The sequence below is a fragment of the Winogradskya consettensis genome (assembly GCF_018332715.1).
GTDB lineage: Bacteria > Actinomycetota > Actinomycetes > Mycobacteriales > Micromonosporaceae > Actinoplanes > Actinoplanes consettensis.
On record NZ_BOQP01000001.1, the window covers coordinates 212,485 to 233,730 of the forward strand.

At 70.3% G+C, this 21,246-nt stretch carries 21 protein-coding genes; 11 read left to right on the forward strand and 10 right to left on the reverse strand.

Annotated features, from left to right (window positions below):
• The first annotated feature begins 275 nt into the window (after nucleotides 1-275).
• From infC to Aco04nite_RS48560, 7 genes are all read left to right on the forward strand, one after another.
• Nucleotides 276-911 (forward strand): translation initiation factor IF-3, encoded by a 636-nt coding sequence (gene infC, locus Aco04nite_RS01070; RefSeq protein ID WP_203837966.1) that lies wholly within the window; start codon nucleotides 276-278, stop codon nucleotides 909-911.
• Between the two features lie 59 nt (nucleotides 912-970).
• Nucleotides 971-1,165: a 50S ribosomal protein L35 gene (gene rpmI, locus Aco04nite_RS01075; protein ID WP_203837960.1), complete on the forward strand. Its 195-nt coding sequence runs from the start codon at nucleotides 971-973 to the stop codon at nucleotides 1,163-1,165.
• A 37-nt stretch (nucleotides 1,166-1,202) separates the two neighbouring features.
• A complete protein-coding gene (rplT, locus tag Aco04nite_RS01080; protein ID WP_203837961.1) occupies nucleotides 1,203-1,595 on the forward strand; it encodes a 50S ribosomal protein L20 in 393 nt (130 codons plus the stop codon).
• Nucleotides 1,596-1,681: 86 nt separating this feature from the next.
• Nucleotides 1,682-2,533: a TrmH family RNA methyltransferase gene (locus Aco04nite_RS01085; RefSeq protein ID WP_212995301.1), complete on the forward strand. Its 852-nt coding sequence runs from the start codon at nucleotides 1,682-1,684 to the stop codon at nucleotides 2,531-2,533.
• A gap of 247 nt (nucleotides 2,534-2,780) precedes the next feature.
• On the forward strand, nucleotides 2,781-3,842 hold the full coding sequence (pheS, locus tag Aco04nite_RS01090; protein ID WP_212995302.1) for a phenylalanine--tRNA ligase subunit alpha: 1,062 nt from the start codon (nucleotides 2,781-2,783) through the stop codon (nucleotides 3,840-3,842).
• Between the two features lie 2 nt (nucleotides 3,843-3,844).
• On the forward strand, nucleotides 3,845-6,322 hold the full coding sequence (pheT, locus tag Aco04nite_RS01095) for a phenylalanine--tRNA ligase subunit beta (RefSeq protein WP_212995303.1): 2,478 nt from the start codon (nucleotides 3,845-3,847) through the stop codon (nucleotides 6,320-6,322).
• Between the two features lie 663 nt (nucleotides 6,323-6,985).
• Nucleotides 6,986-7,477, forward strand: coding sequence for a C40 family peptidase (locus Aco04nite_RS48560; RefSeq protein ID WP_244875648.1), 492 nt, complete (start codon nucleotides 6,986-6,988; stop codon nucleotides 7,475-7,477).
• A 247-nt stretch (nucleotides 7,478-7,724) separates the two neighbouring features.
• Here the strand turns inward: Aco04nite_RS48560 and Aco04nite_RS01105 are convergent, their stop codons facing one another.
• From Aco04nite_RS01105 to Aco04nite_RS01115, 3 genes are all read right to left on the reverse strand, one after another.
• Nucleotides 7,725-8,198 (reverse strand): mycothiol transferase, encoded by a 474-nt coding sequence (locus Aco04nite_RS01105; RefSeq protein ID WP_212995304.1) that lies wholly within the window; start codon nucleotides 8,196-8,198, stop codon nucleotides 7,725-7,727.
• Entirely contained in the window at nucleotides 8,195-8,491 is a 297-nt protein-coding gene (locus tag Aco04nite_RS01110; RefSeq protein WP_244875649.1) for a putative quinol monooxygenase, read from the reverse strand. Before Aco04nite_RS01110 ends, Aco04nite_RS01105 begins: the two co-directional genes overlap by 4 nt.
• Before the next feature lie 117 nt (nucleotides 8,492-8,608).
• Nucleotides 8,609-9,049: a hypothetical protein gene (locus Aco04nite_RS01115; protein WP_212995305.1), complete on the reverse strand. Its 441-nt coding sequence runs from the start codon at nucleotides 9,047-9,049 to the stop codon at nucleotides 8,609-8,611.
• A gap of 71 nt (nucleotides 9,050-9,120) precedes the next feature.
• Between Aco04nite_RS01115 and Aco04nite_RS01120 the strand changes: the two genes are divergently transcribed.
• Entirely contained in the window at nucleotides 9,121-9,633 is a 513-nt protein-coding gene (locus tag Aco04nite_RS01120; RefSeq protein ID WP_280519298.1) for an HAD domain-containing protein, read from the forward strand.
• A gap of 30 nt (nucleotides 9,634-9,663) precedes the next feature.
• A complete protein-coding gene (locus Aco04nite_RS01125) occupies nucleotides 9,664-12,600 on the forward strand; it encodes a DEAD/DEAH box helicase (protein WP_212995307.1) in 2,937 nt (978 codons plus the stop codon).
• A 204-nt stretch (nucleotides 12,601-12,804) separates the two neighbouring features.
• Here the strand turns inward: Aco04nite_RS01125 and Aco04nite_RS01130 are convergent, their stop codons facing one another.
• The 5 genes from Aco04nite_RS01130 to Aco04nite_RS01150 form a co-directional block, all read right to left on the reverse strand.
• The gene (locus Aco04nite_RS01130; protein WP_212995308.1) at nucleotides 12,805-13,881 is read right to left on the reverse strand and encodes a hypothetical protein; all 1,077 of its coding nucleotides are present in this window, start codon (nucleotides 13,879-13,881) and stop codon (nucleotides 12,805-12,807) included.
• Between the two features lie 322 nt (nucleotides 13,882-14,203).
• On the reverse strand, nucleotides 14,204-15,604 hold the full coding sequence (locus Aco04nite_RS01135) for a M20/M25/M40 family metallo-hydrolase (RefSeq protein WP_212995309.1): 1,401 nt from the start codon (nucleotides 15,602-15,604) through the stop codon (nucleotides 14,204-14,206).
• A 406-nt stretch (nucleotides 15,605-16,010) separates the two neighbouring features.
• Nucleotides 16,011-17,024, reverse strand: coding sequence for a serine hydrolase (locus Aco04nite_RS01140; RefSeq protein WP_212995310.1), 1,014 nt, complete (start codon nucleotides 17,022-17,024; stop codon nucleotides 16,011-16,013).
• Between the two features lie 94 nt (nucleotides 17,025-17,118).
• A complete protein-coding gene (locus tag Aco04nite_RS01145; RefSeq protein ID WP_212995311.1) occupies nucleotides 17,119-17,907 on the reverse strand; it encodes an SDR family NAD(P)-dependent oxidoreductase in 789 nt (262 codons plus the stop codon).
• Nucleotides 17,908-17,962: 55 nt separating this feature from the next.
• Nucleotides 17,963-18,346 carry a dienelactone hydrolase family protein gene (locus Aco04nite_RS01150; protein WP_212995351.1) on the reverse strand — a complete coding sequence of 128 codons (384 nt, stop codon included), beginning with the start codon at nucleotides 18,344-18,346 and terminating at the stop codon, nucleotides 17,963-17,965.
• 10 nt (nucleotides 18,347-18,356) lie between these two features.
• Between Aco04nite_RS01150 and Aco04nite_RS48565 the strand changes: the two genes are divergently transcribed.
• Entirely contained in the window at nucleotides 18,357-18,587 is a 231-nt protein-coding gene (locus Aco04nite_RS48565; protein WP_280519299.1) for a helix-turn-helix domain-containing protein, read from the forward strand.
• Here the strand turns inward: Aco04nite_RS48565 and Aco04nite_RS01160 are convergent.
• A complete protein-coding gene (locus Aco04nite_RS01160) occupies nucleotides 18,584-19,270 on the reverse strand; it encodes a SanA/YdcF family protein (RefSeq protein WP_308161585.1) in 687 nt (228 codons plus the stop codon). The genes Aco04nite_RS48565 and Aco04nite_RS01160 overlap by 4 nt on opposite strands.
• 18 nt (nucleotides 19,271-19,288) lie before the next feature.
• Between Aco04nite_RS01160 and Aco04nite_RS01165 the strand changes: the two genes are divergently transcribed.
• A complete protein-coding gene (locus Aco04nite_RS01165; RefSeq protein WP_212995312.1) occupies nucleotides 19,289-19,981 on the forward strand; it encodes a GNAT family N-acetyltransferase in 693 nt (230 codons plus the stop codon).
• Here the strand turns inward: Aco04nite_RS01165 and Aco04nite_RS01170 are convergent.
• Nucleotides 19,939-21,243, reverse strand: coding sequence for an ATP-dependent 6-phosphofructokinase (locus Aco04nite_RS01170; RefSeq protein WP_244875659.1), 1,305 nt, complete (start codon nucleotides 21,241-21,243; stop codon nucleotides 19,939-19,941). The two genes, Aco04nite_RS01165 and Aco04nite_RS01170, sit on opposite strands and share 43 nt — an antisense overlap.
• Between the last annotated feature and the right edge of the window lie 3 nt (nucleotides 21,244-21,246).

Here is a 21,246-nt window from a genome sequence, read left to right on the forward strand (position 1 = left end):
GACGGCGCGAAAGAGGAGCCCGCTGGTTCCCACCCTGTCGCCCTCGAGGCAGCAGGGTCCGGTCAAACCGACTGTGGGAATATCCCGCGGTGGGTGTGCGTCCTCTATGGGGCGCCGATGACCGGTCGAGCGGGCCCTGGCATATGCCGGGGCCTTCTGCTTTCCCGCCGCCCGGTGGTCAGAGGGCGGCGCGAGGCCGACCGACATTGGCACGGGTTGTTCCACGGCGTGAGCCGGGGAGCGACCGGATATTGATCCCGTTCTGAGGAGGCCCCATCAGCGTCGAACCACGCGTTAACGAACAGATCCGGGCACGAGAGGTCCGGCTGGTCGGCCCCGAGGGTGAGCAGGTGGGCATCGTCCCGCTCGAGCGCGCCCTCCAGCTGGCCGCCGACGTCGACCTGGACCTGGTCGAGGTAGCGCCGATGGCGCGCCCGCCGGTGTGCAAGCTCATGGACTTCGGCAAGTTCAAGTACGAGAGTGCACTCAAGGCGCGCGAATCGCGGCGCAACCAGCAGCAGACAGTCATCAAGGAAATGAAGCTCCGCCCGAAGATCGACCCGCACGACTACGAGACCAAAAAGGGTCACGTGGTGCGGTTCCTCAAGGCGGGCGACAAGGTCAAGGTCACGATCATGTTCCGTGGTCGTGAGCAGAGCCGCCCCGAGCTGGGCTTCCGCCTGCTCCGCCGGCTGAGCGAGGAGATCTCCGAGCTCGGCTTCGTCGAGGCCAGTCCCAAGCAGGACGGCCGGAACATGATCATGGTTTTGGCGCCGCACCGGGCCACCAAGGTCGCGGCAGCCGCCGCGGTCGAGGCCGCACGCCCGGCCGGCCGTGAGCCGCGCGAGGGTGACGTCGCCGCCGAGGCGGAAGCGCCTGTGGCGGAGACCGCCGCTAGTTCGTCTGAGTAGTTCTGTAGTTGGCCCCCGCGGCCGTCAGGCCGCGGGGACGAGATGAGAGTAGGCGTCAAGTGCCGAAGATGAAGAGCCACACCGGCATGGGTAAGCGGGTGAAGGTCACCGGCAAGGGCAAGCTCGTTGTCGAGCAGGCCGGTAAGCGTCACCTGCTGGAGGGCAAGTCCTCCAAGGTCACCCGCCGGATGACCGGTACGGTCACCGTGGCCAAGGCCGACACCAAGCGCGTGAAGAAGATGCTCGGCCGCTGACGCGAGCCACAACCGTTCCCCTGTTAGGAGTACCGAAATGGCACGCGTCAAGCGGGCAGTAAACGCCCAGAAGAAGCGTCGCACGTTGCTGGAGAGCGCCAGCGGTTACCGCGGTCAGCGCTCGCGCCTGTACCGCAAGGCCAAGGAGCAGGTACTGCACTCGATGCAGTACTCGTACCGCGACCGCCGTGACCGCAAGGGCGACTTCCGCCAGCTGTGGATCACGCGCATCAACGCCGCGGCCCGGGCCAACGGCATGACCTACAACCGCCTCATCCAGGGCCTCAAGCTCGCGGGTGTCGAGGTTGACCGCAAGATCCTGGCCGACATGGCCGTCCACGACGACGCCTCGTTCGCGGCCATCGTCGAGATCGCGCGGGCCGCTGTGGTGGCCGAGGGCATCGGCGGCGCCGCCGCCCAGGCTGCCTGATTTCGCACCGCACTTTTGAGGAAGCGCCTTCCGCCACGGCGGTGGGCGCTTCTTCGCTTTCTGAGTTTTCCCGCAGCGGAAAACACATGTCACCCCGCTTGGAGTGGACCTCAGTGATCTTCACCCCCCGCACCCCGCGGATCATCGCGGCCCGCAAGCTGCAGAAACGCCGCGACCGCGACAAGGCCGGTCAGTTCCTGGCCGAAGGGCCCCAGGCCGTGCGGTCCGCTCTCGCTGCGGGAGTGGTTCTCGAGCTTTTCGGTACGCCCGAAGCGCTGAACCGCTACGGCGACCTCGCGATCGAGGCGCCCGTGGTGTCCCCGGTCGACGACGACGCGATCGCGGCGCTGACCGAGACCGTCCAGCCGCAGGGCCTCGTGGCGGTCTGCGAGCAGATCGACGTGCCGCTCGCCGAGGCGCTCGCGAAGGAGCCGCGGCTGGTCGCCGTCGCCGTCGAGATCCGTGACCCGGGCAACGCCGGCACGATCCTGCGCACGGCCGACGCCGCCGGGGCGGGCACGGTCATCTTCGCCGGCGATGCCGTGGACCCGTACAACGGGAAATGCGTGCGGGCCTCGGCGGGCAGTCTGTTCAACGTGGACGTGGTCCGCGCGCCGCTGGCGATCGTCGACGAGCTGCGCGACTACGGCCTGCAGGTGCTGGCCACCACGGGTACGGGCGAGACCGATCTGGACTCCGTCGAGCTGGCGAAACCGACGGCGTGGCTGTTCGGCTCGGAGGCGCACGGGCTCGGTCCGGAGCTGTTGAAGGCGGCGGATGCGCGGGTTCGCGTACCCATCTATGGTGGTGCCGAGAGCCTTAACCTGGCTGCCGCCGCCGCGGTCTGCTTGTATGCTTCAGCACGAGCGCAACGGTCCGTTTCGCCGGGAGATCCTCGCTCCGTTTCGCCGGGAGATCATCATGAGTCAGCTGTTTAGCGAGCCCGCTGGCCGCGGGCGCGTGCGCTGACCCTTTCGCGCGTAACTCGTTGACCGGCGGGCTGTGGCCCAGCCGCGCCTCCGTACACTGATCCACCTGAGTCACCCCTTCGCGGCCCGGCCGCGCTCGGTGCACTCGGGTTCCGCCTGATCCACCTGAGTCGCCCCTCGCGGCCCTCGCTGCGCTCGGTGCACTCGGTCCCGACGAGTCGATGGCTCATCCGGTCCTGAGGGAGTTCGCTCGACCATGTCTTACCGCAACGATCCGTACGACCCGAAGCAGGCCGTCCTGCTCGCCCCTGAATCGCTCGACGCGGCGGTGACCGAGGCGCTCGACGCGTTCAAGGGCGCCGCTGACCTCGACGCGCTGGGCGCGCTGAAGCCGGCCCACCTCGGCGACCGCTCGCCGGTGTCGCTGGCCCGCCGCGAGATCGGCTCGCTGCCGCCGGCCGCGAAGTCCGAAGCCGGCAAGCGCGTCAACATCGCCCGCCAGGCCGTGCAGGCCGGCTATGACGAACGCCAGGGCGAGCTGGAGCGCGAACGCGCCGAGCGGGTCCTGGTCGAGGAGCGCGTCGACGTCACCCTGCCCTGGGACCGCCACCCGCGCGGCGCCCGGCACCCCGTGACCACCCTGATGGAACACATGGGCGACATGTTCCTCGGCATGGGCTACTCCGTGGTCGACGGCCCGGAGCTCGAGCTGGAGTGGGCCAACTTCGACGCCCTGAACATCGGCCCCGACCACCCGGCGCGCGGCCTGATGGACACGTTCTACGTGGACCTGCCCGGCCTCGTCATGCGTACGCACACCTCGCCCGGCCAGGTCCGCACGATGCTCACCCAGCAGCCGCCGATCTACGTGGTCAGCCCCGGGCGCGTCTACCGCACCGACGAGGTCGACGCCACGCACAGCCCGGTGTTCCACCAGATCGAGGGCCTGGTCGTCGACGAGGGCATCACGATGGCGCACCTCAAGGGCACCCTCGACCACTTCGCGCGGTCCCTGTTCGGCCCGGACGCGAAGACCCGCTGGCGGCCGCACTACTTCCCGTTCACCGAGCCCTCGGCCGAGTTCGACGTCTGGTTCGCCCAGCACCGCGACGGCCCGCGCTGGGTCGAATGGGGTGGCTGCGGCATGGTCAACCCGCGGGTCCTCACGGCCTGCGGCATCGACCCCGACCGGTATTCCGGTTTCGCGTTCGGCATCGGCGTCGAGCGCACGCTGATGTTCCGCAACGGCGTCAGCGACATGCGCGACATGGTGGAGGGTGACGTCCGTTTCACCCGCAACTTCGGTATGGCGGTCTGATCATGAAGCTCTCCCTTTCCTGGCTCCGCGAATACGTCGAGCTGCCGGCACCCATCGACACCGCCGAGCTCGAGCGCAAGCTGGTCGACCTCGGCATCGAGGTCGAGTCCGTCGTCGACCAGGGCGCCACCATCAAGGGTGGCCTGGTCGTCGGCCGGGTCCTCGAGATCGAGGAGCTGACCGGCTTCAAGAAGCCCATCCGCTTCTGCAAGGTCGACGTCGGCAACCCCGACGCCCAGGAGATCGTCTGCGGCGCCCGCAACTTCGCCGTCGGTGACCTGGTCGTCGTGATCCTGCCCGGCGGCGAGCTGCCCGGCGGGTTCCACATCGCTGCCCGCAAGACGTACGGCCACACGTCCAACGGCATGATCTGCTCGGCGGCCGAGCTGGGTCTCGGCGACGACCACGACGGCATCGTCGTGCTCCCGCCGTCGTCCGCGGCGCCCGGCACCGACGCGCGGCCGCTGATCGGTCTCGACGACATCGTTCTCGACGTGGAGATCACCCCCGATCGTGGGTACGAGATGAGCGTCCGCGGCCTTGCCCGTGAGCTGTCGCATGCGTACTCGGCTGCGTACACGGACCCCGGCGTCTCGGACACCTCTGACATTTCGCTCGGTGCCGCTTTCCCGGTCGCCGTCGACGACACGGTCGGCTGCGACCGGTTCTCGGCGCGTGTCGTGCGGGGGATCGACCCGTCGGTGCCGTCGCCCGACGTCATCAAGCGCCGCCTGACCACGGCGGGGATCCGCTCGATCTCGCTCGCCGTCGACATCACCAACTACGTGATGCTCGAGCTCGGCCAGCCCATGCACGTGTTCGACCTGAACCTGCTGCGCGGCGGCCTGACCGTGCGCCGCGCCCACCCGGGCGAGAAGCTGACCACCCTCGACGGCGTGGCCCGCGTCCTCGACGCCGAGGACATGGTCATCACCGACGACTCGGGCCCCATCTCCCTGGCCGCGGTCATGGGCGGCGAGACCAGCGAATACCAGCCGACCACGGTGGACGTCCTGCTCGAGGCCGCCCACTGGGACCCGGTCATGGTAGGTCGCACCGCCCGGCGCCACAAGCTCTTCAGCGAGGCGGCCAAGCGCTGGGAACGCGGCGTCGACCCGCAGCTCACGCTTGTCGCCCTTGCGCGCGCGGTGGACCTGCTCACCACGTACGCCGGCGGCACCCCCGACGAGCACGTCCTGGACATCGACCACGTCAAGGGCCCCGCGCCGGTCCTGCTGCCCACGGACCTGCCCACCCGCCGGATCGGCGTGCCCTACTCGGTCGACGAGATCACCGAGCTCCTCGGCAAGATCGGCTGCCACGTCACCGGCGTGGAACCCCTCGAGGTCACCCCGCCGTCCTGGCGCCCCGACCTCGTGGCCCCGGTCGACCTCGTCGAGGAGGTCGCCCGTCTCGGCGGCTTCGACGCCATCCCGAGCCTGCTGCCCCCGGCCCGCGGCGGCGGCGGCCTCACCGCCCGTCAGGCCCAGCGCCGTACGGTCGGCCGCGCGATGGCGGAGAGCGGCTACGTCGAGGTGCTGTCCTACCCGTTCGTGTCCCCCGGCGCCGCGGACGCCCTCGCCCTGCCAGAGGACGACGCCCGCCGCAGCGCGGTCAAACTGACCAACCCGCTCTCCGAGCAGGAACCGCTGCTGCGCACCACGCTGCTGCCCCCGCTGCTCGCCACCCTGAAGCGCAACCTGGGCCGCGGCGAACGAGACCTCGCCCTGTACGAACTGGGCACGGTCTTCCAGCCCCACCTGACCACGACCGCCCCGCCGGTCCTCGGCGTCGACCACGGCCCGTCCCCGGAAGACTGGGCGAACGCCAACGCGATCGTCCCGTCCCAGCCCTGGCACCTCGCCGTAGCCCTCACCGGCGACGTGTCCCCGGCCGGCTGGTGGGGCCCGGGCCGCCCCGCAACCTGGTCGGACGCCATCGAAGCCGCCCGCACCGCTCTGTCCGCGGCCGGCCTGGACCCGTCCCGCATCACGGTCCAGGCAGCGGACCTAGCTCCCTGGCACCCGGGCCGCTGCGCCGCCATCCTGGTCGACGACGCGATCATCGGCCACGCCGGCGAACTCCACCCGGCCGTCCTGTCGAACCTCGAACTCCCCAAGCGCACCTGCGCCATGGAACTCGACCTCGACGCCGTCCCCGCCAAGCCGGTCACCCAGGCCCCGCAGATCTCCACCTTCCCCCCGGCCCTGATCGACGTCGCCCTCGTCGTCCCGGCCGCCACCCCGGCTGCCACGGTCGAGGCCGCCCTGGTCAAGGGGGCAGGAGAGCTCCTGGAATCGGTCCACCTCTTCGACGTCTACGAGTCGGCGCAGGTCGGCGAAGGCCTCAAGAGCCTCGCCTACAAGCTGACCTTCCGCGCCCCCGACCGCACACTCAAGGTCGAGGAAGCGGTAGCAGCCCGCGACGCCGCAGTCTCCGAGGCCGCCACCCGGACCGGAGCAACCCTCCGCGGCGCCTGATCCACCACGCACCACCCGGGCCGGGTCTCCCCTCAGGGGAGGCCCGGCCCGTTGCCGTTTCCCCTATCGCCTGGCCTTTTCGCCGCCCCTTTCACGCGAACGTGGCCGCGCCGCGAATGAATGGTCCCGCAGGCCCCTTCACTCACGCCTCCAGAATGGCTTGTCTCTACCATTTTTCCGCGATTCAAACCCATTCAAGAGAGATACCTGAACCCCTTAGAGGCCTTGACTCCCTGCCCGTTCTGCGCGGATTGACCGGGTCCCGCCCCCGTGTCAGATTCCGAAGGTCCGAGAAAACCCCCGCGCCGAACAACGGGAGACGCCCTGACCAGGAACGCACTTCTCCTAGCCGTCTCAGCCGCCGCCGTCACCCTCTCGCTCACCCCCGCCCCTGCCTACTCAGCCCCCTCGCCCGCCATTCCGGGAACCATCACCAACGCCAATTCCATCACCCTCACGCCCCACTATCCGCACACCCTCAACGCAAGGTCCGCCCCGTCCGTCCCCCTACCTGCCGCCCACGCCCTGTCAGGCCTCACGCCAGCGGCTCTCGCGATGGCAGCGTTCTCGCCCGGCGCTCTCACCGCCGCGGCTCTTACAGCAGCGGGTCGTGCGCCCGCGATTCCGGAAAGACAGCTCGCGGATCTCACAGCCGTGCAGCTCATGGCCGAGCAGCGACCGGATGCAGGTTTCACGGCCGCGGGGCGACAGTCCGCGCAGCTCACGGCCGAGCAGCGACCGGCCGCGGGTCTCACGGCCGCGGGGCGGCAGGTGGCGCGTCTTACGCCGGCGCAGCGGACGGCGTCGCGGCGGGCTCAGATCCTGCGGCGGCGGGCGGCCATCACCGGATACGCCCGCGCCCAGGTCGGCAAGCGTTACCGATACGGCGCCAGCGGCCCGCAGAGCTTCGACTGCTCAGGCCTGACCCGGGCGGCGTACCTCAGAGCCGGCATCCGCCTCCCGCACTCGTCCGGTTCGCAGGCCGCCCTGGCCCACCCCGTGCCGCTGTCCAGGGCGAAACCCGGCGATCTCGTGGTCGGCCCCGGCCACGTCGGCATCTACCTGGGCGGCGGCATGATGGTCGACGCCGGTAACCGCCGCCTCGGCGTGACCCACCGCCGCATGTACCGCGGCCTGCACGTCGAGCAGCTCTGACCCCTCACCCGACACGTCCACCCGGGCAACCCGCGCCAATGAAAGTCCGCGCGCTGGAGGGTCCACCCCCATCCCCGAGACCACCCCCGGTCTCGGGGATGCCCCCTGCCGCGCCTGGGCCGCACCCGGGCCGCTCCCGCGCCGCGTTGGGCCGTTCCCGCGCCGCATTGGGCCGTTCCCGCGCCGCATTGGGCCGTTCCCGCGCCGCGCCGCGCCGCCCCGGGCCGAGGCCGACACGCGGGTTCTGTCACTCTCCCGTGGTCCCGTCGAGGAGCTCGCGTACGGCGTCGGCGTGCCCGGCGTGGCGGGCCGTCTCGTTGATCAGATGGATCAGGACGAAGCGCAGATCCGTCTCCTCGCCGTAGCCGCACGGCAAACTCAGGTCACCCATCGCACGCACCGCCGCATCGGTCTCCCCGGCGCGCCGCTGGTAAGCCTCCAGCGCCACAGCGATCGGGAGGTCGGGCGGGAAATACTCCTCCTCGGTCTTCCCTGTCGGTCTGCCGAGCATCTCGCCGTCGATCCAGCGCCACTCGACGTTGGTGAGGTGGCTGACGATGCCGGCGAGCGGGAGCAGCCTGCCCTGCGGACGCCAGCGGGCCTGCTCGTCGGTGATCCCTGAGGCCTTGCGCATGACGGCCCCGCGCAGGAAGGCGAGCCAGCGCAGCAGCAGCTCCAGCTCGTTCGCCGCGCCCGAGGGGAACGGCGGGTAGGTCGTCACAGGCCCAGCCCGCCGACGACGGTCAGCTCCTGGCTGGTGAATTCACCCGTCATCAGGGGCATGGCCTTGGCGATCGCGGCACGTGTTTCGGGGAGTTGCAGGGACGCGTCGTGCTGTTCCTTGCTTTCCCAGGCCTCCGTGACGTGGATCAGCTCCAAGTCGCTTTCGGAGACGCTCACGACGTACATGTGGCAGCCTGCCGATCTCAGGCCGTCTGCGCCGCTGAGCAGCAGTTTCACCACCTCGTCGCGGTTGCCCGGGGTGGTGCGCATCGTTCCCACGTAGCCGTACATCAGAGGTCTCCCGTTTCTGCGGACTGCTCCAGCCCCGGCGACGTTACGCCGAACGGAACCGCCCCGCTGCCACCGAGCAAGCCCCTGTGGATAACCACGAAACGAGCCTCGAAACAGTCAGCGGCCGCGGCGCTGCCTGGCGGGTAGTCCACCGCCTGCGAGCAGCGCGAACAGGGCGAGCGTCCCGGCCATCATGCCGCTGACCGAGATGGCGAAGCCGCGTTCCTCACCGCCCGGCGCGAGAACGACCCCGGCGGCGAAGGCGGCGACGGAGCAGATCACCATGACGCGCCGCGCGGCCTGCAGCGAACCGGCCCGGTCGACGGCGGACGAGGACAGGCGGATGAGGATGGTCAGGGTCAGGGCCAGCGCCCCGGCGAAGCCTCCCGAGCCCGCGATGAGCGACGACGCGGCCAGCGAGGGCACTCCGTCGTCCAGCGCGGCGGCCCCGGACCAGGCCAGCAGCCCGAAGGCGACGACCGCGATGCTGTGTGCCAGCGCGCTGCGGCCGAGCTTTCGTCGCTGGCTCGCGCTGCGGTGTGCGTACCCGTCTGACATCCTTGCCCTCCGCTGAGCTGGCACTTCCGGGTGGGATGGTCCCACGCTTCGCGGTGCGGTAGTAAAGAGCGATGTCAGCCGAGGCCGTTTTGCTCCTGGATGTGGACGGAGTCGTGAACGCCTTTCGCGCGGGCTGGTACGCGGCACCCCGCATTGTGCAGGTCTATTCCACGGCTGACGCCTACGACTACCGGATCCGCTACGAGCCCGCGCTGATCGACTGGCTCCGGCGCCTCCACGAAAGTGGGCGGGCCGAGGTGACGTGGTGCTCGACCTGGTGCAGCGACGCCGCCGCGCTGGGCGACGCACTCGGCCTGCGCGGGTTGCCGCGGGCGTTCACCGAGCCCGTCACCGGCGAGGAGGCGTCCCTGGCCAAATTCACTGCCGCCCAAGACGTGATCACCAGCGGTCGCCGCCTGGTGTGGGTCGATGACGTCGAGGTCCACACGTACGCCGGGAAGTGCGCGCCGTGGACAGCCACCGGGCGAGCGTTGCTGGTCGGGCCGAACCCGTCACGCGGCTTGCGTACCCGTGATCTGCGCCGCATCGAGAGTTTTCTGAGTTATCCACAGGGGTTGCCGTGATCTTGGTCTGATTCTGTACCGTCGGCCCCGATGAGATCCCAGACCGTCCTCTCCGTCCTCGCCGAGCTCGCCCCGGCGGGTGGCGACCGCGTGCACGACGTCACCCGCGGTGGCCAGCCGCTGGTGTGGCTCGACGATGCCGAGCGGGCGCCGCGCAATGCCGACAGCGACCGGCTCGCCGCCGTCGACGCCCTGCACCGCGAGGAGAGGGTCCTGCGCCGGGCCTGGGGTTTCATCGCGGGGCAGACCGAGATCGACGGGGTCCGCCGCAAGGTCCGGGTGCCGCTGCTCACCCAGCCGGTGCGCATCGAGCGCGGCCTGACCGGCTACCGCGTGGTGCCGGCCGGTGACGCCGAGATCACGCCGCTGGTCGAGGATCGCGAGCTGGCCGCCGCCATGGAGTCCGCACCGGGTCTCGGCAGCGCCGGCTGGCTCGACGCGATCGGCACCCGCGCCTGGCTGTGGTCGGTCGCCGAGGCCACCGGCCTGCCGATCGACGCGACCACCACGACCACCGCGCGCCTGCCGGGCGACCGTCTGGTCATGGTCTGCCGAGCGGCGCTCTTCGTGGCGCGCGACGTCTTCGGCGGTGGCCTGGTGGACGGTCTGCGCAGCTGGTCGGGCCGCGACCTGACCGGCACGGCCTTCGCCGCGATCTACGACCCGCCCGACCCGTTCTCCTCGGATGACGCGCCCGCCGACCGTGGCGACGCCTCGACAGGCCGTGGGTCTGCCTGGCGTGGCGACGGTTCTGCGCGCGGCGGTCCGTTCTCGGGGCGCCGGTTGGGTTCCGGTTCGCGAGCATCGGCAGAGGAAGCTGATGTGCTGTCGCCACTGCCACTGACCCGGGCGCAAGCCGAGGTGGTCGAGCGGGCACGCACCGCGGCGGTGACCGTCGTCTCGGGGCCGCCCGGCAGCGGCAAGAGCCACACCGTCATCGCGGCGGCGCTCGAGGTGGTGCATCGCGGCGGTTCGGTGCTCGTCGCCACGCAGTCGCCGCACGCCGCGGATGTGCTGGCCGAGCTGCTCACCCGCTACCCGGGCCCGGTGCCGGTGCTCTTCGGCAACGCCGAGCGGCGCGCGGCGCTGGCTGCCGGGCTCGCCGCCGGATCAGAAGCAGGGGTGAGCGAGCGAGACCTGCGTGTGGACCGCCAGGCCGTCTCTGACAATCACTCTTCGGTGAGAGACAGAACCCGCGAGATCGAAGCCGCCCTCACCCTGCACAGCCAGGCCGCGGAGCTTGTCACCTGGCAGCCGCTCCTGTCGGGCCTCGCCGCCGACGTGCCGGGCGCGTTCGACGACGCGGTCGACCTCGACGCGGTGGTCGCGCTGCTGGAGACCGATCACGGGCCGTCGCGCTGGGGGAGATGGCGGGCCGGGCGCGCGCGAAAACGAGGGCTCCGGTTGCTGCGGCCGAGCCCGGGCGCTTCGGGAACGGCGGATGGCTCGGGATTGCGGGGCGCGGCGGGGATGCGGGGCGCTCCGGGCGTGCCGGATGATCGGGTGGGGGATGCGATCCGGGCGGCGACCGCGCAGCGTGCTGCGGCGCGGCTCGCGGCGACCGGCGGCACGGACCTCGACTCGCAGTGGGCCGCCCTGCACGCTGCCGAGGACACGCTGGCGGAAGTGGTCGGGGAAGCCATGCGCCGGGCGGCCCGCAGCCGCAAACGCTGGGATGGCGACGCCCGCCGCGGGGCCGCCGCGCTGGCCTCTGCCCTGCGCGCGGGTCGTAACCGGCGACGCGAGTTGCTGGCACGCCTGGACGCCGTGGCCCTCGTCCGCGCGCTGCCCCTGTGGATCGGCACGGTCTCCGATGTGGACGATCTGCTGCCCGCGACGCCCGGCATGTTCGACCTGGTGGTGCTGGACGAGGCGTCCCACGTCGACCAGATCCGCGCGGCGCCGGTGCTCGCGCGTGCGAGACGGGCGCTGGTGGTCGGCGATCCCCGGCAGTTGCGCTTCGTCTCGTTCGTCAGCGACGTGGACGTGGCCGAGGTGCTGACGCGGCACGGTGCGGACGACCGGCTCGACGTGCGGCGGGTCAGCGCGTACGACCTGGCTGCCGGGGCCGCGCCGACCATCTGGCTGGACGAGCACCATCGCAGCTCACCGGCGCTGATCGGGTTCTCGGCGAAACGCTTCTACGACGACCGGATCACCGTGGCCACCCGTCATCCGCGCACCGAGGCGCAGGCACCGATCGACGTGGTGCGGGTCCACGCGGCAACCGTCACCAAAGGCGTCAACGCGGCGGAGGTGGACGCCGTGGTGGGGGTGGTGCGGTCGTTGGCGGAGTCCGGGCGTACGGGTATCGGTGTCGTGTCGCCCTTCCGAGCCCAGGCCGAAGCCCTCGAGAAGAGCCTGCTCAAAGCGTTCCCCGCCGAGCGGATCGAGCAACTCGGCCTGCGCGTCGGCACGGTGCACGCGTTCCAGGGCAGCGAGGCGGCAACGGTGGTCGCGTCCCTCGGCCTGGTCCCCTCCGACGCCGCGGGCCGCCGCCGCTTCGTCACCGACCCCCACCTGTTCAACGTGATGATCACCCGAGCCCGTCGGCACCTGGTCATGGTCACCTCCCTGCCCGACCCGGACGGCCTGCTGGGCGACTTCTTCGCGTACGCCGAGAAGCCCCCGCACCCGGACCCCGGCCCCGACCCCACCGGCTGGCCCGGCACCCTCGCCGCCGAACTGCGAAAGCTCGACCTCCCGGTCCGCCCCCGCTACGAGGTCGGCACCTGGCACGTCGACCTCTGCACCGGCCCGCCCGAAACCGCCCTCGGCGTCTTCTGCGAAGTCCACCCCGACGGCCCACCCGCCCACATCGCCCGCCATCGGGCCCTCCACCGAACAGGCTGGCACCTGATCGACGCCCTACCCTCCCGCTACCACAACGACCCCCGCCGAGCAGCCCTCGAAATCGCCGCCGCCCTCACCCCCGCCGCACAGCCTGCGGCTTCGTCGGGCCCTTGACCCGCCGTGCCTCGACCCGGCCGCAAATCCGCCGACCCGGTCGCAGATCCGCCGACCCGGCGGCAGGTCAGCCGACCCGGCGGCAGGTCAGCTAGCCGGGCCGAGGCCCCGTTCGATGACGCCGGCAGCCGGTAATACCCGGCCGGCCAGCTGACGTGCGAGCGGATGAGCCAGGTCCTGCTCCTGCTCACGCCGGACAGCCTGCTACGAAGGCAACGGCCGGTCAGCCGACCAATGTCCTAGGTAGATGGTGGGCGTGCCTTCGACAGCCTCCTCGGCGGGGTCGGGCTCAAGGATCGCCTGCATAACCGGCACTGGAAGGAGAGGGTTGGCCGCCGCGTACTCCGTGGTCTCCTCCTCCTCGAAGAGCTCGAGAAGCCTCGCCACCGACAACCGCGGGTCCGCGGCGGCCATTGCCCGGACCACAGGCACCGGGTCACGGCTCAACCGGTCGATCAGTTCGGGTGAGGCGTCGGGGTCCCGGGGGACGAGGGCGCGTACTCCGGGGTGCGGGTTTTCGGCGTGCGCGGCGAAGGGGAAGTCCTTCAGGCTGGGGTGCCGTAGCAGGCTGGACGCCCGCATGTTATGTGCTTCCAGAAAAACGTTGATCACTGCCTCGGCGGGTACGCCGGGGTTCTGCTCGCACAGCAGCAGCCGTACGGCGAAGTCCTCGTCGACGGCGAGTCGCTGGATGATGTCCGGCCCGATGGCAGGGTTGTAGGCGAGGGAGCGTCGTAGCCCGATGTGGGCCGACGATGCGCACCGGCGGTGGACGTCGGGGTCGGTGGCATCCCGGACCCAGCCGATCGGCCGGAGGCGTTCCCAGGCTTCGACGCGGTAGTCGATGGCCATGCGCTGCTCTTCGGTCAGTTCCTCGCGCATGGAGACAACTCCGCGGACCATGCGCGAAGGATCGAGGGCGAGCAGCGCGACGAGGTCGGCGGGCAGGGACGGGGACCCCGCGGCGCCGGCGCGGACGTGTTCGTCGGGGGAGTGGGCGAGGTCCGGGTCGACGGGCGGGGCGGGTGCCGGGTCCGGCCAGGTGAGGCCTAATTCCTTGGGTGCCCAGGGGTTGCCGGTGAGGATGGATGTCGCGGTGGGAAGACGTTCGATCAGCCGGCGGTAGGCCTCGACCGGCATGGCGGGTTCGAGCGGATATTCCCAGGCCATGAGCAGGTAGTAGTCGGGGCCCTCAGCGAGCGCGCTCAGCACCCTTCGTTCCGGATCGTCGACCAGGCGTGCCCGCTGGGCGGGGCTGATGTGGAATGCCTGGGCGAGCACTTCGCGTACCGAGGGATCGGGGTGGGAAGCGACGGCCTGGAACTGGTCCCCGGTCCAGTGCTTGCGCCCGACCAGGGCTCCGCGACTGTCCTCGAAGGAGGTGACGAGTTCGTTCAGCAGTTCGGCGGGGATGGCGGGGTTGCGGGCGAGGCCGCGAAGCCGGGCTCGAGCCGGGTTGTGGCGGGTGTCGTTGACGAGCAGGGAGACCTCCCGAAGCTGGGTTCGAGAAGCGAGCTTAGGGAGAGTCTGTGCAGCTCACCACGGCCATATGACCGAGTGACCGCAGCCGTCGGCCCGTCATAGAATGGAGACGGCAACCACGTCAGCCGGGGACGGGTGCGGCGACCGGGCTGCGGTGGCCGTCGCGGTCGACGGCTCGTACGCCGAAGAAGACATTGTCCTTGGACACGTCGACCGTGGTGGTGGTGACGTTGCCGACGACGAGGACGCGCTCCCACTGCGCGGCAGTGGTCTCGCGCCACAGCACCTCGTAACCCTCGATGTCCGGTGCCGTCGACGGCTGCCAGCGCAGGGTTGTCGCGTTGGTCAGCTGGGTCGTGTCGATGACCACACCCTTGGGGGTGCCGGGCGCCTGCGCGAGGGACCACAGCGCGGCCGCGTTGACCCTGGCCACGCGCGCGATGTAGCGGAAGTCGCAGAATTCGACGAGGTCGCCGTACTGCACGCCGTTCTCGACGCGGACGTTCTGGTGCTCGTGGGCGAAATTCTCGCGGGGTTCGGTGAACCGCGCGGCCGGGTAGCCGCGCAGCAGGAACGAGATGTGGTCGCTCCCGCGCAGATAGCGATCGCGCCGCCAGACCACCCGCACGTCCATGCCCGTCTGCGGATTGGCGGCGACATCCTGGACGAACCGCCCGAGCTGCCGCGACGCGCCGTCGTTCTCCCCGCCGACAGACTGCCGGGTCGAAGTCTGTGCGGGCGTCTCGGCTGTCGGCACCCCTTCGACGAACAGCCTGACCGTACGCGGGTCAGCAGCCGTTCCGTCGTGAGAATTCCCCGTCCCCACGATGTCGTTGCTGAACATCGCCTGCACGTCCGCACCCGCGCCCTTGAGCTGCTGAGCCAGATGATCGGACCCGTAGAGCCCCTGCTCCTCACCCGCCACCGCCGCGAAGATCACCGTGGCCTGAACCTCCCGGGTAGCCATCACCCGCGCCACCTCGAGAACGGCGGCAACCCCCGAGGCGTCATCGTCGGCACCGGGTGCATCGCTGGTGGCGTCCATGACATCACTGGCCCGCGAGTCGTAATGCCCGGTCACCACATAGATGCGCCCGGGCTCCCCGGTGCCGCGCAGCGTGGCGACGACATTGGTGATCCGCGTCGGCTCCGGGATGCGGGACGCGGGCGGCTGAATGTACGACTGCAGCTCAACGGTCATCCGCCCGCCGGAAGTCGCTGCGTACGCCTGGAACTGCTCGTAGATCCAGTCCCGCGCGGCACCGACACCCCGCACGGGGTCATCCTGGCTGGACAGCGTGTGCCGGGTCCCGAAGCCGGCCAGCCGCCTGACAATCGTCTCGACACGATGCGGGTCGATCTCCTGAAGCAGCGCCTTGAGCTCCCGGTCCGGCGCCTGCTTGGGCAACCCGGCAGGACGGCCGGCGGGCATCCCAGCAGCATCAGCAGGCGACGCCACAGCAAGCACGGGCGTGGCAGCCACCACCGCGGAAGCCGAGAGAAAAGTACGCCGGTCCGTCATACCTGATCACTCTATGTCCATCCCGGACAGGATGTCCACGACGATCGATGTCAGACCTTTGGCCGCCCACCCCCACCGAAACTCTCGGTGCCACCCACATCCCGCCTGCTGCCGACCGCCGGTGACAAACCGCTGGTCAGCTGTCCGCTCCGCGCCGGAGAAAGCGCCCTTTTCGAGTCGCTTCCCGGTCGGCCCCGCAGCATTCGGCGACACTTTCACAGCCGTGGAAACAGCTGGCGAGCACAGTCCGTAGTGGACCTGGGTAGCCCTGCGTAACAATAAGATCGTCGCCCGAGGAGCCCGGTGGGCAGCCCGCCCGACACCGATCCAAAGGCCCTCGACGGTCCCTACCCGCTCGCGGAACGGCCCGGACCGAGGTCCGGGCCGACACCACTGAAAGGGCGGGTCAGCCGCCGTTGACCGGCTGGAAGGTGGACGGGGCCTTGCGCAGGGCCGTGGCCGCCGAGGCGGGCAGGTTGTCGAGCATGGTGCGGCCGATGACCGCGTGGGCCTCGACGGCGGGGTGGGTGGCGCCGTAGTTGTCGAGGTCACCGAGGGCTTCGGCGAACATCGCGTAGGTGAGCTTCGGGGCGCCGTCCGGGCCGAACATGATGCCGGCCTCGTGGCGGGAGGCGCCGAGGGTGTTGAAGTCGGCGCCGTACTTCGTGGCGATGCGGCTGCGCTCCTCGGAGGACATGGTGCGGCGTACGCCGTCCATGTAGCCGTTGATCCAGCGGGTGATGCCCAGCAGGAAGTTGCATGACGCCGGGGTGAGGAGCGTCTTGGTGGCGAGACGCCAGAGCAGGTCGTGCATCTCGCGGGGGGTGGTGGTGCCCAGGTAGAAGCGGTTGGGGTTGGCGACCGGTTCGACGCGGGTGTTGACGAAGCCCTTGGCGGCGAGGATCTGGTTGATCTCGGCGGCGGGGACGACGCGGCCGCACATGCGGACGGCGGTGTTGTCCGAGACCAGGAGCATCGCGGTGAGGAAGTTGGCGACGGTGATGTCGTCGCCCCAGACGGTGTGCAGGAAGTAGATGCCGCTGCCGCCGAGGATGATGTCGGCCTGCAGGTCGAGTTTCGTGCCGAGCGTCAGCTCGCCCCGGTCGATCTTGTCCATGACCGCGGTGGCAACGGCGAGCTTCTGCACGCTGTAGCCCTGCGTGACGTGGTCGGCGTCGTCCTCGACGATCGGCGTGATCGCGCCGGCGGCGTCGACCGTGGCGATGTGCGAGTGCCAGGTGCCACCGGCCTTTGCCTTCTGCTTGGCATAGACCGCCTGGATGGCGGCGTTGCCGGTCTTCGGCTTCGCAACAGCGCCAGCTGCGGCGTTGGCCGGCGAGCTCGCGGCTGAGGCGCCGACACCGGCGGCCACGGCGGCACCAAGGCCGAGCGCGGAGCGGCGGGACAGGTTTGCGGACATCGTTCCCCCTCGATAATCAGACAACCGCGGCATACCGTACGGCATGGTGGCAACGTCGCAGGCCATGCTCGATCATGCCTTGCCCGGGGAGGGCTCAGACGGTCGTGATGAGGCCCCCGTCGATGGTGAAGTCGGCGCCGGTGACGTTCGTGGAGCGATCGCCGGCCAGGAAGGCCACCAGATCGGCGACCTCGTCGGGCCTGGTGAACCGTCCGGTGACCGAACCACCGGCGGCCTGGCGTGCGATCGCGGCCGGGTCGCCGCCCGTGGCCCCGGCGACGGTCGCCGCGACCCCGCCGGCGCCCAGCCACAGGTCGGTCGCGACGGGGCCCGGGCTCACCGTGTTGACCCGGACGCCCGCTGCACCGACCTCTTTCGACAGCGCCTTGGAGAAATTGGCCAGGGCAGCCTTGGCCGCGCTGTAGTCGACCACCAGCGGATCGGGCAGCGCGGCGTTGACCGAGCCGATCGTGACGATGCTGCCCGCACCGGCGTCCAGCAGATGCGGAAGGGCGGCACGAATCATGCGTACGGCGGAGAAGAAGTTGATCTGGAAGGTCGTCTCCCAGTCGTCGTCGGTGACCGACCGGAATCCGCCGACCCGTGGCCGGACCGCGCCCACATTGTTGACCAGTACGTCCAGCCGGCCGTAGGTCGACAGCGCAGCCTCGACGATCGCGGCCGGCGCTTGCGGATCGGTCAGATCCGCCGTGACCGCATGCACGCGGCCCGTCTCCTCCAGTGCTTTCAGTTCGGCCGAGCCGCTCTTCGAGACCGCCACCACGGACGCTCCCTCCGCGGCCAGAGCACGCGTGATGGCCAGGCCGATGCCCCGGCTGGCACCGGAGACGATCGCTGTCCTCGCGGACAATCCAAGCTCCATGACAAACCTCTTTCAAGACAGGAATGCGGGGGGTACGGATCGAAGGGAAGCGGGTTCACAGGCCCTGGCGGCGCAGCCAGGTCAGCGCGGTGTCGGCGACCTCGTGCCAGCCGCTGTCGATGGACAGGGAGTGGCCCTTGCCGGGGAACTCGGCGATGTCGGTGACGGCGTCGGAGTGCCGGTACTGCTTGAGCGTGGCGCGGACAACCGCTTCGGGGACGGTGTTGTCCTTGCCGCCGGTCATCAGCAGCAGCGGGCCGCGTGACCGGTTCCCGGTGTCGACCTTGGCGGGCGAGTGCGGGTTGAAGTTCGCGGCGGCGGCCTCGAAGAGCGGCTTGCCCGGCGCGGGGATCGTCCACTGCTCGAACAGCGCACCCGACTCGGCGGCCGGGATCGCGTTGCCGAAGGCGAAGCGGAACTCGTCGGCGGTCAGCGACACCGCGCGGTGTTTGTTCGCCGGGCGGGGAGCGTCCGCAGGACCCCGAGGAACCGGCCACTCACGGCTTGACCCGCAGGAGAAACAGGTGGCGAGCCTGGCCGCCGCCGGTGCCACGAACGGCGAGATCGCGGCCCGGCTGTTCCTGAGTACCTCGACCGTCGAGTACCACCTGACCAAGATCTTCCGGAAACTCGCCATCACGTCCCGCCGCAAACTCGCGGCGGCGCTGGGCGAGAACTAGCTGGCCACAGCCTCGTCGACGGAGGTCTCGTGGGGGCCGAGGAAGACGGGGTCGCGGCCGGAGGCGACGTCGAGCAGGGCCTTGACGGCGGCGGGTCGTTCGCGGGCGGCGGTGTTGTACCAGTAGTTCCAGTGTGGAGCGCGGACCGAGTCGTCGCCCACGCCGTTGGCGTTGAGGCCGAGCGCGCGGCAGACGGCGACGGCGCGGTCGATGTGGTAGCTCTGGGTCACGACGGTCAGCGACGTCACGCCGAACACCTCCTTGGCGCGGGCGCAGGAGTCGTACGTGTCGAAGCCCGCGTGGTCGAGGGCGATGCTGCGGCTGGGGACGCCGTGGGCGACGAGCCACGCGAACATGGCGCCGGGTTCGTTGTACTCCCAGACGCGGTGGTCGCCGGAGACGAGGATCGCCTTGACCTTGCCGGCGGTGAACAGTTGCCGGGCGAGTTCGAGGCGGGCCTCGAGGAACGGGGACGGGGTGCCGTCGTCGTAGACCTCGGTTCCCAGGACCAGGGCGACGGGGGCAGCGGGGACCGTGCTCACTGCGTACACATGGCCTTGCGATTGTGCTGTCACCCAGATGCCGCCGGCCGCCATGGCCAGCACCGACGCAGCGACGACCAGACTGCCGGCGACGATGAGCCGGCGGGCGAACGGGCGCCGGACCCAGGTGAGGAGTGCCACACGGGTAGCTTGCCAGACATGATCAAGCTTGACCGGGTCGAGGCCGACGACGATCCGTTGCTCGTGTGGGCGGCTCAGGACATGCAGCCGGGGGTACGCGCCTGGGCGCACCGAAGTGCCGCCGCCGTGGCCTGCAGGGACGTGGCCAACCGCAACCGGGTCGCCGTCCGGGGCAGCGCCGCCGACGTCGACGAACTGCTCCAGCGGATCCGCCCGGACGTGGAGGGATTCTTCCCGATCGGTGACGAAGCGCTGATCTCCGAGCTGAGAACGGTGCGGATCGTCGCCCGACTCGGCTGGATGGATACGACAAAACCAACACATCGCCAAGCCGGGAAAATCGAGGAGTTGCAGGACGATGAGGTCAGCGCCTTCCTCGACGAGAACCACCCGCACTCCTTCGCCCGCCCCGGCTGGCCAGGAGTGAAACGCTGGATCGGGCTGCGGGACGACGACGAGCGCTTGGGAGCCGTGGCCACGGACGCGTGGACCACCACCCACACAGGATTCATCTCCGGTGTGGCCACCCGCAGGGACGCCCGCGGCCAGGGCCTGGCGACACGGTTGTGCGCGGCCCTGACCGACGAGCTCCTGGAGGGACGTGACCGGGTGGCGCTCCTGGTCGACCCGGGCAACGTGGCCGCGCTGCGGACCTACGAGCGGCTCGGTTACACGTTGAGGCGGGTGGCGGCGGCGACGTTCGGCGGCTGACCGGTCGCCTCCATCACCGACAGCCACAGGTCACCGTCCGGGTCGACCTGGTTGCGGGACGACACCGCGAACGCCATCGGGACGTGGACGAAGCGCCCGCGCCACTGCCCGACCACCATCTCCGTGCGTCCCGCCATCGCGCCGTGCACGGCGGCCTGGGCGAGCCGCAGGCAGTAGACGCTGTCGGACGGGTTGGCGGGCACGCTGCGGATCGCGTAGCTCGGGTCGATGTACTTCAGGTTGACCTCCTGACCGGCGGCCGCGAAGTCGTCGAGGATCCGGTCGCGCAGGTAGAGCCCGAAGTCACCGAGCTTGCGGTTGCCGGACGCGTCGAGGCGTACGGGTGCGTCCTCGAGGTATTCCTGCCCGGCACCCTCGGCGACCACGACGAGGGCGTGCCCGCGGGTCGCGACCCGGTGCCGCAGGTCCGGCAGGAACCCGTCCATCGCGAACGGGACCTCGGGGATCAGCACGTAGTCGGCGTCGTTGTTGGCCAGGGCGGCGTAGGAGGCGATGAAGCCGCTGTGCCGGCCCATGAGCTGCACCAGCCCGATGCCACCGGGCTGGGCGGCGGCCTCGACGTGCGCGGCGCGCAGCGACTCGGCGGCCTTGGCGAAGGCGGTCTGGAAGCCGAAACTCTGCCCGATGTACGGGATGTCGTTGTCGATCGTCTTCGGCACACCCACGACCGCGATCCGCCGTTCCCGCTGCGCGACGGCGTCGGAGATCCGGATGGCGCCGCGCATGGACCCGTCACCGCCGATCACGAACAGGATGTTCACGCCGAGCTGCTCGAGACAGTCGACGATCTCGTCCGGGTCCTGGTTGCCGCGCGACGTGCCCAGGATCGTGCCGCCGTGCTCGTTGATGTATTCGACGGACTCGCGGGTCAGCTCGACGATGCTGCGCCCGTGCCGCGCCACCATGCCCTGGTATCCGTTGCGGAACCCGATGATCCGCGAGACGCCGTACTGGTTGTTGAGCGTCAGCACGAGCCCGCGGATGACATCGTTGAGCCCGGGGCAGAGCCCGCCACAGGTGACGATCCCGACCTTGATCTTGGACGGGTCGAAGAAGATCCGCCGCCGTGCCCCGCCGGGCTCGAACGACGGCAGGTCGGCGACGGCCCGCCCGCCGATCATCGCCAGCGTGTCGTCGAGCAGCACCCGGTCGGACTCGTCGACATAATGCTCGGTGGTGCCTTGCCGGGGAAGCAGCTCCGCGAGCGGCGATTCGATCCGCCCCTCGCCGAGGGTCCGCACCCG